This window comes from Rhodoferax sp. AJA081-3, from assembly GCF_017798165.1.
In the GTDB taxonomy this organism is placed as follows: domain Bacteria; phylum Pseudomonadota; class Gammaproteobacteria; order Burkholderiales; family Burkholderiaceae_C; genus Allorhodoferax.
In genome coordinates, this window is sequence record NZ_CP059068.1 from 4,182,647 (window position 1) to 4,197,068 (window position 14,422).

At 58.6% G+C, this 14,422-nt stretch carries 15 protein-coding genes and 1 pseudogene; 11 read left to right on the forward strand and 5 right to left on the reverse strand.

The window, feature by feature from the left end:
• Positions 1–9 precede the first annotated feature (9 nt).
• From HZ993_RS19685 to HZ993_RS19710, 6 genes are all read left to right on the forward strand, one after another.
• Positions 10–750, forward strand: a complete 741-nt coding sequence (locus HZ993_RS19685) for an SURF1 family protein (protein WP_245213702.1) — start codon at positions 10–12, stop codon at positions 748–750.
• On the forward strand, positions 743–1,432 hold the full coding sequence (locus HZ993_RS19690; RefSeq protein ID WP_209394401.1) for a hypothetical protein: 690 nt from the start codon (positions 743–745) through the stop codon (positions 1,430–1,432). The genes HZ993_RS19685 and HZ993_RS19690 overlap by 8 nt, the downstream gene beginning before the upstream one ends.
• Before the next feature lie 21 nt (positions 1,433–1,453).
• Positions 1,454–2,623 (forward strand): heme A synthase, encoded by a 1,170-nt coding sequence (locus HZ993_RS19695; RefSeq protein ID WP_209394402.1) that lies wholly within the window; start codon positions 1,454–1,456, stop codon positions 2,621–2,623.
• Positions 2,620–3,519: a heme o synthase gene (gene cyoE, locus HZ993_RS19700; RefSeq protein WP_209394403.1), complete on the forward strand. Its 900-nt coding sequence runs from the start codon at positions 2,620–2,622 to the stop codon at positions 3,517–3,519. Before HZ993_RS19695 ends, cyoE begins: the two co-directional genes overlap by 4 nt.
• 12 nt (positions 3,520–3,531) lie before the next feature.
• Complete coding sequence (locus HZ993_RS19705) at positions 3,532–4,131, forward strand: SCO family protein (RefSeq protein ID WP_209394404.1); 600 nt, start codon at positions 3,532–3,534, stop codon at positions 4,129–4,131.
• Positions 4,132–4,239: 108 nt separating this feature from the next.
• Positions 4,240–4,971 (forward strand): Crp/Fnr family transcriptional regulator, encoded by a 732-nt coding sequence (locus tag HZ993_RS19710; protein ID WP_209394405.1) that lies wholly within the window; start codon positions 4,240–4,242, stop codon positions 4,969–4,971.
• A gap of 21 nt (positions 4,972–4,992) precedes the next feature.
• Here the strand turns inward: HZ993_RS19710 and HZ993_RS19715 are convergent, their stop codons facing one another.
• The gene (locus tag HZ993_RS19715; protein WP_209394406.1) at positions 4,993–6,357 is read right to left on the reverse strand and encodes a CHASE3 domain-containing protein; all 1,365 of its coding nucleotides are present in this window, start codon (positions 6,355–6,357) and stop codon (positions 4,993–4,995) included.
• A 50-nt stretch (positions 6,358–6,407) separates the two neighbouring features.
• Here HZ993_RS19715 and HZ993_RS19720 point away from each other — a divergent pair, with 50 nt between their 5' ends.
• Positions 6,408–7,046: a response regulator transcription factor gene (locus tag HZ993_RS19720; protein WP_209394407.1), complete on the forward strand. Its 639-nt coding sequence runs from the start codon at positions 6,408–6,410 to the stop codon at positions 7,044–7,046.
• A 6-nt stretch (positions 7,047–7,052) separates the two neighbouring features.
• On the opposite strand, the gene HZ993_RS19725 is transcribed toward HZ993_RS19720, so the two are convergent.
• Entirely contained in the window at positions 7,053–7,463 is a 411-nt protein-coding gene (locus tag HZ993_RS19725; RefSeq protein ID WP_209394408.1) for a response regulator transcription factor, read from the reverse strand.
• A 201-nt stretch (positions 7,464–7,664) separates the two neighbouring features.
• Positions 7,665–8,606 (reverse strand): RNA polymerase sigma factor RpoH, encoded by a 942-nt coding sequence (gene rpoH, locus HZ993_RS19730; RefSeq protein ID WP_209394409.1) that lies wholly within the window; start codon positions 8,604–8,606, stop codon positions 7,665–7,667.
• Positions 8,607–9,305: 699 nt separating this feature from the next.
• Between rpoH and HZ993_RS19735 the strand changes: the two genes are divergently transcribed.
• Entirely contained in the window at positions 9,306–10,067 is a 762-nt protein-coding gene (locus HZ993_RS19735; RefSeq protein ID WP_209394410.1) for a hypothetical protein, read from the forward strand.
• Between the two features lie 35 nt (positions 10,068–10,102).
• Positions 10,103–11,125, forward strand: a complete 1,023-nt coding sequence (locus HZ993_RS19740) for a type I restriction endonuclease (RefSeq protein WP_245213703.1) — start codon at positions 10,103–10,105, stop codon at positions 11,123–11,125.
• A gap of 52 nt (positions 11,126–11,177) precedes the next feature.
• On the opposite strand, the gene HZ993_RS19745 is transcribed toward HZ993_RS19740, so the two are convergent.
• On the reverse strand, positions 11,178–12,548 hold the full coding sequence (locus tag HZ993_RS19745; protein ID WP_209394411.1) for a DUF3987 domain-containing protein: 1,371 nt from the start codon (positions 12,546–12,548) through the stop codon (positions 11,178–11,180).
• 15 nt (positions 12,549–12,563) lie between these two features.
• A pseudogene (locus tag HZ993_RS19750) lies at positions 12,564–13,019 on the reverse strand (plasmid partitioning protein RepB C-terminal domain-containing protein); the annotation flags it as partial.
• A gap of 211 nt (positions 13,020–13,230) precedes the next feature.
• Between HZ993_RS19750 and HZ993_RS19755 the strand changes: the two are divergent.
• Positions 13,231–13,812, forward strand: a complete 582-nt coding sequence (locus tag HZ993_RS19755) for a Panacea domain-containing protein (RefSeq protein WP_209394413.1) — start codon at positions 13,231–13,233, stop codon at positions 13,810–13,812.
• Positions 13,813–13,880: 68 nt separating this feature from the next.
• Positions 13,881–14,216 (forward strand): hypothetical protein, encoded by a 336-nt coding sequence (locus HZ993_RS19760; RefSeq protein WP_209394414.1) that lies wholly within the window; start codon positions 13,881–13,883, stop codon positions 14,214–14,216.
• Positions 14,217–14,422: the final 206 nt, after the last annotated feature.

The window sequence follows — 14,422 nt, forward strand, 5'->3', positions numbered from 1 at the left end:
GATTATCCCGTGAACACCCGTCTGAAGTTTGTGCTGATCACCGTAGCCACCGTGCTGGCGGTGGGCACAACGGCCAGTCTCGGCTTTTGGCAATTGTCGCGTGCCGCGCAAAAGCAGGCACGCCAGGCATCCATGGACACACAAGGCGCCAAACCGCCATTAACTGCATTCAGCCTGTTGGCTGCAAGTGACCCCACGGAAGTGCTGCACCAGCGCGCCCGACTGCGCGGGCATTGGGCGCCGCCTAACACCATGGTGTTTCTCGAAAACCGGCCCATGGCGGGCCGGGTCGGTTTTGTGGTGGTCATGCCTTTTATTCTGGAGGGTGGGCGGGATGCGCTGGTGGTCCAGCGGGGTTGGGTACCGCGGGGTCTGGACGACCGCACCCGCGTGCCCCAGATCGCCACCGCGGCAGGTACGGTGGAAATCGAGGGCCGTATGGCTTTGCCACCCTCAGACCTGTATGCCCTTGGCGCCCCGACTGTCGGCGCAATCCGGCAAAATCTGGCCCTGCCACAATTCAGTGTGGAGACCGGTTTGAAACTGTTGCCGCTCACTTTGCAGCAAACTGGCGACAGCCCCGAAGGTTTGTTGCGCGACTGGCCCGTGGTGAATCTGGGCATCGAAAAGAACTACGGTTACGCCGCCCAGTGGTTTGGCATGGCGGCCCTGTTCAGCCTGTTGTACCTGTGGTTTCAAATTATTCGACGTTTTATTGGCCGTCCAAAGGACCTTACTCCCGATGTCTAGCGCACCCTCCCAGCATGATCAGCCCTTGGGTCTGACCGTTCACAACTTGCCAGAGCCCTTGGATGCGGAAGTGCAGCTTGCCAGCCGCACCCGCATGGGTCGCCTGAAAATGTTGGCGGTTCTGTTGGTTTGTGCATCACCGGTGATTGCCTCCTACCTGACCTATTACGTGTTCCGGCCCGAGGGCCGTCGCAACTTTGGTGAGTTGGTGCAACCCCAGCGGGCGTTGCCAAACCTGGCGGCCCAAACGCTGGATGGCAAGGCTCTCAACCTGGCGGATCTCAAGGGCCAGTGGCTGCTGGTCAGCGTTGCGTCGGGTGCCTGTACCGAAACCTGCGCGCGCCACCTGTACCTGCAACGCCAACTGCGTGAAGGACTTGGCAAGGAAAAGGAGCGGCTGGATTGGGTGTGGCTGGTCAACGATGCCGCGCCCGTATCCGACGCCCTGATGCCCGCACTGAAAGAGGCAAGCACCCTGAGTGTGCCGCCCACCGAATTGGCGAAGTGGTTGTCGCCCCAGGAAGGCCATGCGCTGGAAGACCACTTGTACCTGGTCGATCCACTAGGTAACTGGATGATGCGTTTTCCAGCCAAGCTGGATGCCCAGGACGCCGCCAAGGTCAAACGCGACCTGGATCGCCTGCTACGTGCTGCCGTGCACTGGGACAAGGCCGGCCGCTAAAAGGCGCCGGCAGAATAAACCATGCAATCTGCGTTGTACGATCTTTCGCCCGCTTTGCGCCTGATGCTGATAGGCGCGCTGTTGGCGTCCGGGCCCCTGCTCATGGTCTACCTGCGCACCCGGCGCAGCAGCCCCTTGGGCCGCGCCCATGCCTTGGCACTGGTCACGTTGTTCCTGACGTTTGACCTGGTGTTGTTTGGAGCCTTTACCCGACTGACCGACAGTGGTCTGGGCTGCCCGGATTGGCCCGGTTGTTACGGCAGTGCCAGCCCACTGGGCGCCCATGGCGCTATCACGGCGGCCCAGCAGGCCATGCCCACAGGCCCGGTCACGCAGGGCAAGGCCTGGATCGAGATGGTGCACCGCTACCTGGCTACCGGAGTGGGTGTTCTGACCCTGGTGCTGGCAGGCATGGCCTGGTCACAGCGCAAACCGCATGAGGGCCTGCCTGCCATAAGCCCCTGGTGGGCCATAGCCACGGCGGTCTGGGTTTTGCATACAAGGGGCTTTGGCGCGCTGACGGTGACCATGAAGCTGTTTCCCGCCATCGTCACGCTGCACCTGTTGGGGGGTTACATCCTGCTGGGTCTGCTCACGGTACAAGCGACCCTGTTAGGCCAGCGCCACCTGCCAGCGCCCAAGGCTGCAGTGCCTACCAGTCTGCGCACCTGGACGGCACTGGCCCTGCTGCTGTTGGCCGTGCAAGCCGCCTCGGGTGCCTGGGTCAGCACCAACTACGCAGTGCTGGCCTGTACGGAATTCCCCACCTGCCAGGGCAGTTGGTGGCCACAGATGGATTTTGACCAGGGCTTTGAGATCTGGCGTCCGCTGGGTTATCTGCAAGACGGCTCCCATATCAGTTTCCAGGCGCTCACCGCCATCCATTTCACACACCGCCTGCTGGCGTTTGTGACCTTGACCCTGTTGGCAGGGCTGGCCTGGCGGGTCTTTGGCGTTCCCGCACTGCGACAGCACGGACGCGCCCTGGGTGCCTTGCTGGCCCTGCAATTGGCCACCGGCTTGAGCAACGTGGTGCTGGATTGGCCACTGGCCGCTGCCGTGTTGCACACCGGTGGCGGCGGTGCGCTGGTGGTGGTGCTCGTCTGGCTGCTGGTGGCAACCCACCGCAATATTTCCCAACCGTCCGCTGTAGCCAGCGGAGCCCCCCACCCATCCGGACTGCGCGCATGACCACCGACACCACCTCCCTGCCCACCCCGTCGGTGTTTCGGCAGTTTTATGCATTGACCAAACCCCGGGTCATCCAGCTGATTGTGTTTTGTGCGCTGATTGGCATGGTGCTGGCCGTGCCCGGTGCGCCAACCTGGCCGCAGGTCGGCCTGGCTGCCATCGCCTGCCTGGGCATCTGGCTGGTTGCCGCCGCGGCGGCGGCCTTTAACTGCATCGTGGAGCAGGGCATTGACGCCAAGATGAAGCGCACCGCCTGGCGCCCGACCGCCCGCGGTGAGCTGAGCAACACGCAGACGCTGCTGTTCTCCGCCATTTTGTGTGTGGCCGGATCGGTGCTGCTGTACGTGTGGGTCAACCCACTGACCATGTGGCTGACCTTTGCCACCTTTGTTGGTTATGCCGTCATCTACACCGTGATCCTGAAACCGCTGACGCCGCAGAACATTGTGATCGGTGGTGCCTCGGGCGCCATGCCACCGGTGCTGGGCTGGGCGGCCATGACCGGTGACGTGGGGCCGGAGGCGATGATTTTGTTCCTGATCATCTTCCTGTGGACGCCACCCCACTTCTGGGCGCTGGCCCTGTACCGCGTGGAAGACTACCGCAAGTCCGGCCTGCCGATGCTGCCCGTGACCCACGGCAGCGAGTTCACACGGCTGCAGATTCTGCTCTACACCTTTGTGTTGTTCGCCGCCTGCCTGCTGCCCTTTGTCTATGGCATGAGCAGTTGGCTCTACCTGGCGGCGGCCGTGGTCCTGGGTTTCGGGTTTTGTTTGTACGCCTGGTGGCTGTGGCGCGACTACTCGGACGCACTGGCGCGCAAGACCTTTCGCTTTTCGCTGATACACCTGAGTGTGTTGTTTGCGGCGCTGTTGTTGGACCACTATCTCTTGTGAGGCCTTGCCGGTATGAATCCAAATACTATCAAATCAATAGCAATATATGCAGTATTCGCGGGGGCTATCGGCATATTTGGCGCATGTACTCCCCAGCAGCCGGTGTTTTCGTCCATTGATGTCACCGGTGCCGATTACGCCAAGGGATTCGAGCTGACCGACCACAACGGGCAGGTGCGCACGCTGAAAGACTTCGCTGGCAAAGTGGTGGTGCTGTTCTTTGGTTACACGCAGTGCCCCGATGTCTGCCCTACCACCATGACCGAACTGGCTGACGTGAAAAAGGCGCTGGGCACAGACGGTGAACGTCTGCAAGGCATCTTCATCACGGTAGACCCGGAGCGCGACACGCCCGAGCTGCTCAAGGCCTATATGGGCAACTTCGACCCCAGCTTTGTGGCCCTGCGCGCCACACCCGACAAGCTGACTGCACTGGCCAAGGACTACAAGATCTACTTCAAGAAGGTCGAGGGCAAAACCCCCACCAGCTACAGCATGGACCATTCGGCGGGCAGTTATGTGTACGACACCCAGGGCCGGCTACGTCTGTTTACCCGTTACGGAAGCGGGCCCAAACCCCTGACGGAGGACATTCGCCAGCTGCTGAAGTGAGCGGGCGGGGCGTGTAGGACAAGGCTGACAGGCAAACGCGGTTTTCGCTGATACCGAAACGTGCACCAATTGGAGAACATGGGGCCTCAACTTTTTGAAGGAGACTCCATGACGGCAAGTTACCAAAACCCTTGCGCTACCCAGCAAAACCATTTACTGGTTGCGCTACCGCAAGACGACATGGACCGTTGGCAGGGCCGCCTTGAACTGGTCGAGTTGTCGCTGAACCAGATTCTTTATGCCGCAGGCCGGGCACCGGAATACGTGTACTTTCCGACGACCGCGATTGTGTCCCTGATGTCCATGACCTTGGAGGGCGCGACCGCCGAGGTGGCGCTGGTGGGCAATGACGGTGTGGTGGGCATCTCTTCACTGTTGGGTGCAGATGCGGCTGCTACAGACGCGGTGGTGCAAAGCGCCGGGCGCGCCTACCGCATCAGTGCGCAGTTTGTGAAAGCAGAGATCGAGCAATCCTGCGGCGTCATGAAAGTTGTCATGCGTTACGCCCAGGCGGTGCTGGGGCAAATGGCCCAGACGGCGGTGTGCAACCGCTACCACTCCATCGACCAACAGCTGTGCCGCCGCCTGCTCTTGGGTCTGGATCGCTTGCCAACCGACGAGCTGGACATGACGCATGAGTTGGCCGCGAACCTGTTGGGGGTACGGCGTGAGGGAGTCACCGTGGCTGCCCACAAGTTGCAGGAAGCCGGTTTGATCCGTTACCGACGCGGTCACATTGTGGTGCTGGACCGTGAGCGCCTGGAGCAGCGGACCTGTGAGTGTTATGCCGGTGCCAAGAAAGAATACCAACGGCTCCTGCCGATGGCACTTGCGGCCTGAGGCTGCGCCCCCGCGTGGGGGTCAAACCTCGGCATCAACCTGAGATTCTGGCAGCCGGGCACGCACCAGCGTGCCTTTGCCGGGGCTGGAAATGAGTTCCAAACCCCCGGCTTCGGCCTCCACCCGGAACCGCATGCCCAGCAGGCCGTGGGCCTTGTTGCCAATCTGCTGGGTATCAAACCCTATGCCATCGTCACGGACCGTCACTTCCACTTCACCCTGCACGCTTGCGAGGCTGAGCCATACGTTGCTGGCCCTGGCGTACTTGGCGATATTGGTGGTGGCCTCTTGCACCAGGCGGTAGACCACCAGCTCCGCGTTGGGCGTCAGATGCACCGCCTGCAGGGTGCAGTGCACCGGAATACCCGCACTCTTGGAAAACTCGCGCCCCAGAATCTCCAGCGCAGCGACCAGTCCCAGATTGGCCAGGGCAGATGGCCACAGGTCTTCGATGATGCGGCGCTTCATTGCAATGCCAGCATTGAGGGTCTCCACCAGATGCTGCAGCCGCTCCTGGGCCTCGGGCGCGGTCGAACCCAATCGCGATTTGATGCGGGCCACATCCAGCTTGGCGGCGGTTAACAGCGCGCCCAACTCGTCATGCAGATCGCGGGCAATGCGGTGGCGCTCGTCCTCTCGCGCGGTTTGCAAGTGGTTGTTCAATTCGACCAGTTGCAGGGTGCGCCGTATCACTTCACGTTGCAGATGCTCCTGTTCGGCCAACATCGCCTTCTGGTGCATGTCCTGCTGGGCCTTCAAGGCCTGGTTGTGCCGCATGTTCAGCAGCACCAAGAATAGGCTGATGACCGCCAGCAAAGCAACCCCCAACCGGCTGAAGAGCAGGATGTCCGAAACCTCTTGCTGGCTCTTCTGCAGACGACGGGTTTCCACGTTCAGTAGGTCGGCTCCCGTTGTGCGGATGGCGTCCATGTACTCCTGGCCTATGCCGCTGAGTGTGAAGTCCTTGCCGGACTGGCGCTTGCCCTCTTTTACCATTTGTACCGTGATGGCGAGTTCCGACAACTTGGTCTCGGTCAGGGTGCGCAACTTCTTCAGCAGCGCGGCCGACTGCGGCTCCTGGCTGTACGCGGCGTCCAACTTTTCGAAGGCTGCGGCAATGTTTTGCAGCGCCGCACGGTAGGGCACCAGGTATTCCTCCTGGCCCGTCAACAAGTAGCCCCGCTGGCCCGACTCCGCGTCCAGCGCGCCTTTGGTGAGGTCGTACAAATGAAGCCGGTTGTCCGCAATGGCGCCCAGCCGCTGCACCAGGACGGCGGCGCGCTGGTTGGAGTCTTCGGAGATCAGCACCATGGCAATAGAGGCGAGCACCAGCAGCAAAATAGCCAACGGATTTCGCTTCACAACAGTGGGTAAATGGGTGTGCATGGGCTGGCCTAGAATGCAAAAAAACCGAATACGGGAGCGCACGAAACACCATGATCCGGATAGCCATCGTTGACGACCATGCCATCGTGCGCGCGGGTCTGCGGCAGTTTTTTGCCGACCATGACGACCTGGACGTGGTGGCTGAAGCGGCCAACGGGCGGCAGGCCCTGGATCTGGTGCGCGACGGCGGGATTGATGTTTTGGTGATGGACCTCTCCATGGGCGAGCAGGGGGGTGTCGAAGCCCTTGTGGCCATCCGCGCGCGCGCGCCCGAGCTGCCGGTGCTGATATTTAGTGCCCTGCCGGAGGCGCATTACGCCACTGCTTTGTTGCAGCAAGGGGCCAGCGGGTACCTGGGAAAGGACTGTGATCCCGAGCATATTGTGAGCGCCATCCGCACCGTGTCGCGCGGCCGCAAATACATCAGCCCCTCGGTTGCCGAGCTGCTGGCGGACACGCTGGCAGGTGGTGGAAGTTTGGAGAAGCCGCCGCATCAAAATTTGTCGCAACGCGAACTGCAGGTGTTTTTGCGGCTTGCGGCGGGTGAGGCGGTGGGCAATATTGCCGAACACATGTCGCTCAGCATCAAGACCGTGAGTACATACCGTGCACGCATCATGGAGAAGCTAGGCCTGGCATCCAATAGCGACCTGACCTATTACGCGCTGAAAAACGGGTTGATCCAGTAGAGGCATTCAGTTGAGTTCGCCGCGCACGCTGTTGCCTGCCTCGCCGCTGGCCAGGCGCTCGCAATACAGCATCAGCGCATCCAGCTCATTGGATTTGTCGAAGACCTTGCGAGCACCGAGCTCGGTGCATTTGCGGCGTATTTCGGGCGTTGCATGGTTGCTCAAAACCACCAAAGTACGGGAAGGCTGTGTACGGTCCGCGGCCCGCAACACGCCCAGGCCGGAGCCCCGTTTCAGGAAAATATCGACGATGACCAGGTCTGCTGCATTGTTCGATTCGGTCAGCCAGTGCACGGCGCTGGCTTCGTCCTCCGCCACACCAACCACCTCAATGGGGGTCATTTCCTCCAGCGCGGCAATCAGACTGTCGCGTATGACGGGGCTATCTTCGACGATGTACGTTTTGAGTCGTTGCATGGGGCGGTGACCATTACCACATGGGAGGCATGGTAGCGCCAATGCATCGGCTTGTCTCGCAACTGTGCAGATCGTCAGGTCTATTTACGCTGTGTAGTACATCGCACAGACAGGTCCGCAGCGTGTGGCCAAACATCGAGGCAAAAAAACACCCCTGGGGGCAATGCCCTTCAGGGGTGTTTTGTCGAATGCGTCTGGGGATCAGGCGTACGCGGCCAAGGTGGTCTTCATCTTCTTCATGGCGGCCACTTCAATCTGGCGGATGCGCTCGGCGCTGACGCCGTACTCGGCGGCCAGTTCGTGCAAGGTCATGCCACCCGAGTTGTCGTCGTTGACCTTGAGCCAACGCTCTTCCACGATGCGGCGGCTGCGGGCGTCCAGGCCTTCCAGGGCTGCGGCAATGCCGTCCGTGGCCAGCACGTCGCGCTGGTGCGCCTCGATCATGGCAACAGGCTCGTGGTTGGTATCGGTCAGGTAGGCAATGGGGCCAAAGGCATCCTCACCGTCGTCTGATGGAGAGGGGTCCAGCAACACGTCGCCACCCGACATGCGGGTTTCCATTTCGATGACCTCTTCAGGCTTGACCTTGAGTTCACGCGCCATGGCATCGATCTGCTCGGGGTTCAGCGTGTCGCGGTGGGTACCCAGGTCGGCCGCGGCGTCTTCACTTTTGAAGCGCTGCTTCATGGACCGCAGGTTGAAGAATAGCTTGCGCTGGGCCTTGGTGGTCGCCACTTTGACCATGCGCCAGTTCTTCAGGATGTATTCGTGGATTTCGGCCTTGATCCAGTGCAGCGCATAACTGACCAAACGCACGCCCTGGTCGGGGTCGAAGCGTTTGACGGCCTTCATCAGGCCCACATTGCCTTCCTGGATCAGGTCGCCGTGGGGCAGGCCGTAACCCAGGTACTGGCGGGATACGGACACCACCAGTCGCAAGTGAGAGAGCACTAACTTACCGGCAGCCTCAACATCGTTGTCAGTCTTGAACTTGCGTGCAAAAGCCTGCTCTTCTTCGAGCGTCAGCATGGGCAGGCGGTTGGCCGCCGAGATATAGGCGTCCAAGTTCCCCAGCGATGGCACAACCGACCAGGGGTTGGCCAGTGCTACGGCTGCGGTGGAAGGTCCAATTTGGTATGACATACCCGAACTCCTTGTGTCTTGATGTCAATATTAGCACTCTCTGTGATCGAGTGCTAATAAAGAAGTTCAATGCCCCCAATACATAAAAGTGGATAGCGGGACATGACGCCTGTCGATTTTCGGAAGGTTTTGAACTTTTTTCACGAAGTTTTGAACTCTTGTTGCGGCCTATTTTGCACATAACTCATTGATTCAATTGAACTAATTGAGAATGAAGCCACGTCTCAGTGCTCGTAATTTCTATGGCTACTTCCAGAAACCGCGAAATATAGATCGGGGTACAAAGTCCCCTTTTCAACCTCCACCGGAAGAAAAACCTAACAAGCGCTGGTGAGTGATCGCCCATAGGTTATTTGGAAACTTCGGTGACGACTGTGTGTCTGCGTACACAATATGCGGAGCCATCCTGCTAACGACCTCTCAGTGAGTTGGTATCGTGAGACGACTCTCAACCCATGGAATCTTCCGATTCAAACAACGGGGTGTTGATTTCCCTCGAAATCTGACCCCCGAGTGGTCAGCTTCCGGTTGGTGGCAACAATCTGGTGTGCCACTGGTAAAACCAATCTAAAAGCCTCTCGTTGCGTCCCACACTAGGCAATCAGTAATTCAGCCCCTACTTTGGTCACTCGAAGTTGATGCGAATTCCGGGTGCTGCAAGTTTTCTTACGTTAGCGCCAATTTGCTTATGATCGACACGTGACAAATAAACAGTGGCTCATTTCTTGGATTGGCAATGCTGATCAACTTGCATCCGAAGAAGCTACCGCGGGCTTGGGTCCGATTGCGACTGCCTTACTTGGAAATATGCGCTACGACCGCGTCTGCCTGTTGACCAATTATGCGCATGAGCGGAGTGCAAAATTTTGTACTTGGCTCGAAGAAAAGAGCGACTACAAAGGTACCCATCGTGATTTAGCTGCTGACGTCGCTGCGGGGCGCTTCCGTGAAGACCTTTTTCACCGACTTGCAGTCGGCATTCTTCGCTTGCCACCCTTGCGCGAACGAAGCGAAGACGTTGACTTGCTTATAGATGTCTTTCTTGATCAGATAAATGCAGACTCACGCGGAAAACCGGAAGTGCAGGAGAAAAATATTTCCGAAAACGCAAGAAAACTTCTCATCTCTCACGCTTGGCCCGGAAATATTCGCGAACTCTATCATTCACTCTTGCGTGCTTCAATCTGGTCTACCAGCGCAGAGATTCAGGCCGAGGATATACAGTCAACGTTGCTTCAAATCCAGAGGCAAAGTGAAAACGTCCTGGGACGCCCCATAACGCAAGGGTTTGATTTACAAGGGCTTTTAGACGAAATATCACGTCACTATATCGATCGAGCGCTCGGACAATCGGGCCACCGAAAGAGCTCCACAGCCAAGTTGTTGGGATTTGCTAACCATCAGACGCTGGGCAACTGGATGAGACGTTTGGGGCTGGAAACGGAAGAGCACAAAGACTAAAAGGAGGCTGGCACGGCTTTCGCAGAACAATAGGCATGACTGCGACGAAAGCCCACCAGATATTGATGCAAGACATCAAATCGCTGAACTTCGAGCCGCTACGAGCGGCTTATCCGGAGCTCGCCAATATGGGCGGCTACGCGGAGCACTACGCGCACACTGACCCGGAAAGTGCACTTGTCAAGCTGCGCAACTTTGCAGAGCGTTTGGTCGATCGCATCTACCTCAAGCTGAAGCTGGAGCGAGTGCCGCAGTCTAACTTCGTGGATCTGCTGCACAACGCCAGTTTCCATACGGTCGCCCAGCCCTTGGTGCTCGACAAACTGCACCTACTGCGGCGCCTGGGCAACCGAGGCGCCCACGGAGAAGACGTGGATGCCTCTGACACGATTCGCTGCCTTCAAGAGGCATGGCAACTCGCTCGCTGGCTGCATGTGACCTTCCTCGGGGGCAAGGTCGAGGATTTCAATGCATTCAAGCAGCCCCCTGTCGAAGGCATCGATAGCAAGGCAGATTTCAAGCGCAAGGCTAAGGCGCTTGCCGAAGAGAACAGCCTCAAGGAAGAGCGCCTCAAGCTTGCACTACAAGAGCTTGCCGAGCTGCGAGCTGCCGACAGGGCCGCAACGCCTGTTGCAGTTGCGTTTACTCCGCCCACGGCTCAGGCGCTGGAGCAAACGGGCCAATTCTCCGCCGCTACGGCGAACCAGCTTCGCTTTACCGAAGACAACACCCGCAAGTGGCTGATTGATCGCGATCTGCGTATGGCCGGTTGGGACGTCCCCAAAGGCACCGCTAGCAACGACTCGTTGGGCCAGGAGGTCGGGGTTCTGCATCAAGCCACCACGACTGGCAAAGGCTATTGCGATTACGTCTTGTGGGATGACAACGGAAAGCCGCTTGCGGTTGTCGAAGCAAAAAAGACCCTTGTCGATGCTCGGGTCGGCCAGGAGCAGGCCAAACAGTACGCTGACGGGCTGGAGAAGCAGTACGGCCAGAGGCCGATGATCTTCTTCACCAACGGTCACGACATCTGGGTCTGGGATGATGCCGGCGGCTAGTTTGCACCCTCGTGCAATTTGCGAACTGTGCGAACCGAGGTCTCGGCCACCATCAGGTCAGGCAGTAAATTTTGGTCGGCGTGCCCGGACACTCCCTTGGGCGACTGACCAACTGAACCTGAATTTTCGGTGGTGAAGAGCCCAGCAGATGTTCAAGCGCTTCGTCAATGCGCGCTTTGGACACATGCCGTTTAAAGCAGTCCACGGTAATGTCGCGCCGGGAGCCTGCCCCGCGCTCCTGCAAGAATGTGAGTATGCGCTGGGCCGTTTCAATCACTTGTGCTGTTCTTTCGTTCTCCGCCGCACTGGTAAAAATGTATTTGACGGACGCTGTTGTATACCGGACCCAGGCCATCGCCGCCTCAATATGCGGGACATCAATGCACAACTGTAGGTCAGCAAGTGCAAATAGCAAGGCGATGCGCAGAAGCATGGGTGCCCTTCGTTCCAGCAGGGCTGCAACCAGGGGGCTGCCACTGTCCTCGTTGAGCTCACCTCGGTACAACTGGGCATACCGCCACTGAGCCTTGGGTGAAAGCTCAACCCTCAGCCGATCCATGGTGTCGTGCCAGTTTGCATGGACAAACTGCAGAATATCCAGAAGCCGCTGGGCCAATGCCGTCACGATTGCTTGCGGCGTTTCCCTAGGAAAAGGCACGACCTGTGAACGTTCAGCCCAGATTATCAAGAACCGGTTGGCAAAGCCATTGGTCAGTTCGCGATGCTGGACCAGGCTGAGTAACTCAATCGGTGAAATGGCGCCACTTAGGCATACATGGGGATCTGTCGCATACAGCCGGTTGTTCTTGGTGGCTGGTTTCAGTGATACGCCGTCCCAACAATCCCGCAGCGCCGCTGATAGTGTGTTGCCGTCCCGGCGGCTCTGGTGCAGAACATTGGCGAACTCCGATTCGACGACCCAGAGACGCTTGTCCGCGATGGACGGAACTTCAAGTCTTCCCTGCCTGTAGCCGTCGTGCATCAGCGCAACCAGGCCTTCACGACTGGAGAGGCCCCCGCGGTGGACCTGGGGTGCAAACGCCGCATTCAGCTCTCGCAATGCATGATCCAGGCGAATGACCAGCGATACAGCGTCCCCTTTTCGCCCGCGGCCAGATCGGCCGACATGCAACAAGAACATCCGGGTGTGATGCCAGGTGTTGCCCACCGGGAGGTAGGGGCCGCGCCCAATGGCACAGGACAGGTAGCTCATCAAATTCGCTGCAATCGCATAGGCATTCGTCTCGCTACCGTCGCTGCCGGCGCGCGCCACGTCCCCAAATACGCCATGCAGGCAACTGAGTTCCGGTTGCGGCGCGTTGCGATGCGTACTCAGGGGCCCACCATCATCAGCCTCCCACGCTTCCCACTCAGCAGCGGGGTTGTCAGGCAGTGCGCTCCTGGACGTGACGCCGTGCTCCATCAGCTATCGGTTGAATTACTTGTCCAGCGATGCAGCTTGGACGATGCTTGCAAACTCAGCGAGAACGTCAGGCTGGTGCTGGGTTAGAAACCGGATCACCGCTTCGTTGTCCAGCAACTTGGTCAAATAGCCTTTGGCCAGAACAAGATTCAGAACATCCTGACCGTAGGACTGTTCGATGGACTTGAACTGCCCTTGCAGGTTTCCCATCTCGCGCTCCATCTTTGCCATCTGCTCTGAAGTGACACCCGCCAACTTCTTGGGCTTTACTTCGCCCACCAGCATGGCGCTGGGTGTCGCAGCAAGAAGTGCCTGTGCATACGCCACGGTGATGTTGTTGGTCGCCACCATCAATTCCACGCATTCGATCTGCCGGGTTGGCTTCATCTTGCGGATCACACCGCCAATATTGGCTGAAAAGTGCTGGTCTTTCAAAAGACCAGCGGCTTCAGCGCAGATGTCGTGGAGCAAGACAGGGACTCTGCGATGTACGCCATGCTGGAGTCGAACTACAAGGACGCCTCAGCCTAAAATTGCAGCAAAACTACATAGAAAGGCGCGGTTAGTGCCGGTTTATGGTCAAAACAGTATCGGTTTTGATCAATTTTGATCAAGCGCCTATACTTGGTTTGTATCGCCGAACGGACCGATTTGTTGTCTGCATAGGCGTTTAACACGCTCCATGGCTACCCCTACCAACTTCAACGAACGCAGAACCGCGCAGGCGGCGGCTTTTTTGCTGCACCGCGCAGGGGGACGGCTGCCTTCCATCAAGCTCGTGAAGCTGCTGTACTTGGCGGAACGAAAGTCTCTTGAAGAGTACGGGGTCCCGATCTCTGGCGACAGGTTGATGAGTCTGCGCCACGGTCCAGTTATGTCGATTACGCTGGACCACATCAACGGATTCATTCCGTCGTCACCTGGCGGATGGGATACGTGGGTAGCCGACAAGGCCAATCACTTCGTGGCCCTGAGTGATCCCAGCATGATTGCCGACCCAGCAGTGGACTTGGGCGCCTTGAGCGAGAGTGACGTCGAGGTGCTCGATCAAATTTGGGCTGACTTTGGAAAGTTCGAGCGCTGGGCTCTTGTGGAGTACACGCATACGAATTTGCCGGAGTGGCGCGACCCCGGCGACTCGAACCTGCCCATCACGTATGAGAGCTTGCTGGCCAATTTGGGCTACGATGAAAATCAAGTCAAGCTGATGGTCCAGCATTTCACAGAGCAGGCCGAACTCTCCAAAGCTGTTGCCGCTGCGTAGACGTGGTGGCACCTTGGGTCCCTGCGGTTGGCGAAGCCTTTTGGGCACTGTCCGGTCCCAAGCTTCACTTGCATGTCATCATCCACGGGCCGATACCGTTGCCGCTTCGAGGCCCAGCAGACCAGTTCATCATTGTGAACGTGACGACGCTTCACGCTGATGTCAAACACGATCCTGCCTGCCTCTTGGGTGCCGGTGATCACCCCGGCATCATTCACGACAGCTACGTGACTTACCGTTTTGCACGCATTGACACCGACGCCGACGTGCGAAAGAACGTGAACAGCGGGGTCTGGCAACTGTGTCAGCCGTGCAGCGCCGACCTAGTCGCCAAAATTCGCCACAGCGCCTGCAGGTCGAAACTGCTGGACAAAGATGCAAAGCAATTTTTAGGGTGCGTGTAGCACCACTCCTAGCAGCTCCAGGATCCGCGCAAGGAACGAACCCGACCGACGGGACAAGCCCTCTCCCGACGGAATACGAAGGTACGCCGAACGAATCCAGTTCAGCACGGCTGATATACGGGGATGATCGTTGAGGTGGACATGAGTGGGCCATTTGGGGTAGTTGGAACTGCCAAGGTCGGGTACAGCAGCTCACACATTGTTCA

Excerpts from the sequence above, each read along its gene's own strand:
- HZ993_RS19710 (WP_209394405.1), top strand. The coding sequence starts at position 4,240 with ATGACGGCAAGTTACCAAAACCCTTGCGCTACCCAGCAAAACCATTTA.
- HZ993_RS19725 (WP_209394408.1), bottom strand. The coding sequence starts at position 7,463 with ATGCAACGACTCAAAACGTACATCGTCGAAGATAGCCCCGTCATACGC.
- rpoH (WP_209394409.1), bottom strand. The coding sequence starts at position 8,606 with ATGTCATACCAAATTGGACCTTCCACCGCAGCCGTAGCACTGGCCAAC.
- HZ993_RS19745 (WP_209394411.1), bottom strand. The coding sequence starts at position 12,548 with ATGGAGCACGGCGTCACGTCCAGGAGCGCACTGCCTGACAACCCCGCT.
- HZ993_RS19755 (WP_209394413.1), top strand. The coding sequence starts at position 13,231 with ATGGCTACCCCTACCAACTTCAACGAACGCAGAACCGCGCAGGCGGCG.
- HZ993_RS19740 (WP_245213703.1), top strand. The coding sequence starts at position 10,103 with ATGACTGCGACGAAAGCCCACCAGATATTGATGCAAGACATCAAATCG.
- HZ993_RS19695 (WP_209394402.1), top strand. The coding sequence starts at position 1,454 with ATGCAATCTGCGTTGTACGATCTTTCGCCCGCTTTGCGCCTGATGCTG.
- HZ993_RS19720 (WP_209394407.1), top strand. The coding sequence starts at position 6,408 with ATGATCCGGATAGCCATCGTTGACGACCATGCCATCGTGCGCGCGGGT.
- HZ993_RS19715 (WP_209394406.1), bottom strand. The coding sequence starts at position 6,357 with ATGCACACCCATTTACCCACTGTTGTGAAGCGAAATCCGTTGGCTATT.
- HZ993_RS19705 (WP_209394404.1), top strand. The coding sequence starts at position 3,532 with ATGAATCCAAATACTATCAAATCAATAGCAATATATGCAGTATTCGCG.
- HZ993_RS19690 (WP_209394401.1), top strand. The coding sequence starts at position 743 with ATGTCTAGCGCACCCTCCCAGCATGATCAGCCCTTGGGTCTGACCGTT.
- cyoE (WP_209394403.1), top strand. The coding sequence starts at position 2,620 with ATGACCACCGACACCACCTCCCTGCCCACCCCGTCGGTGTTTCGGCAG.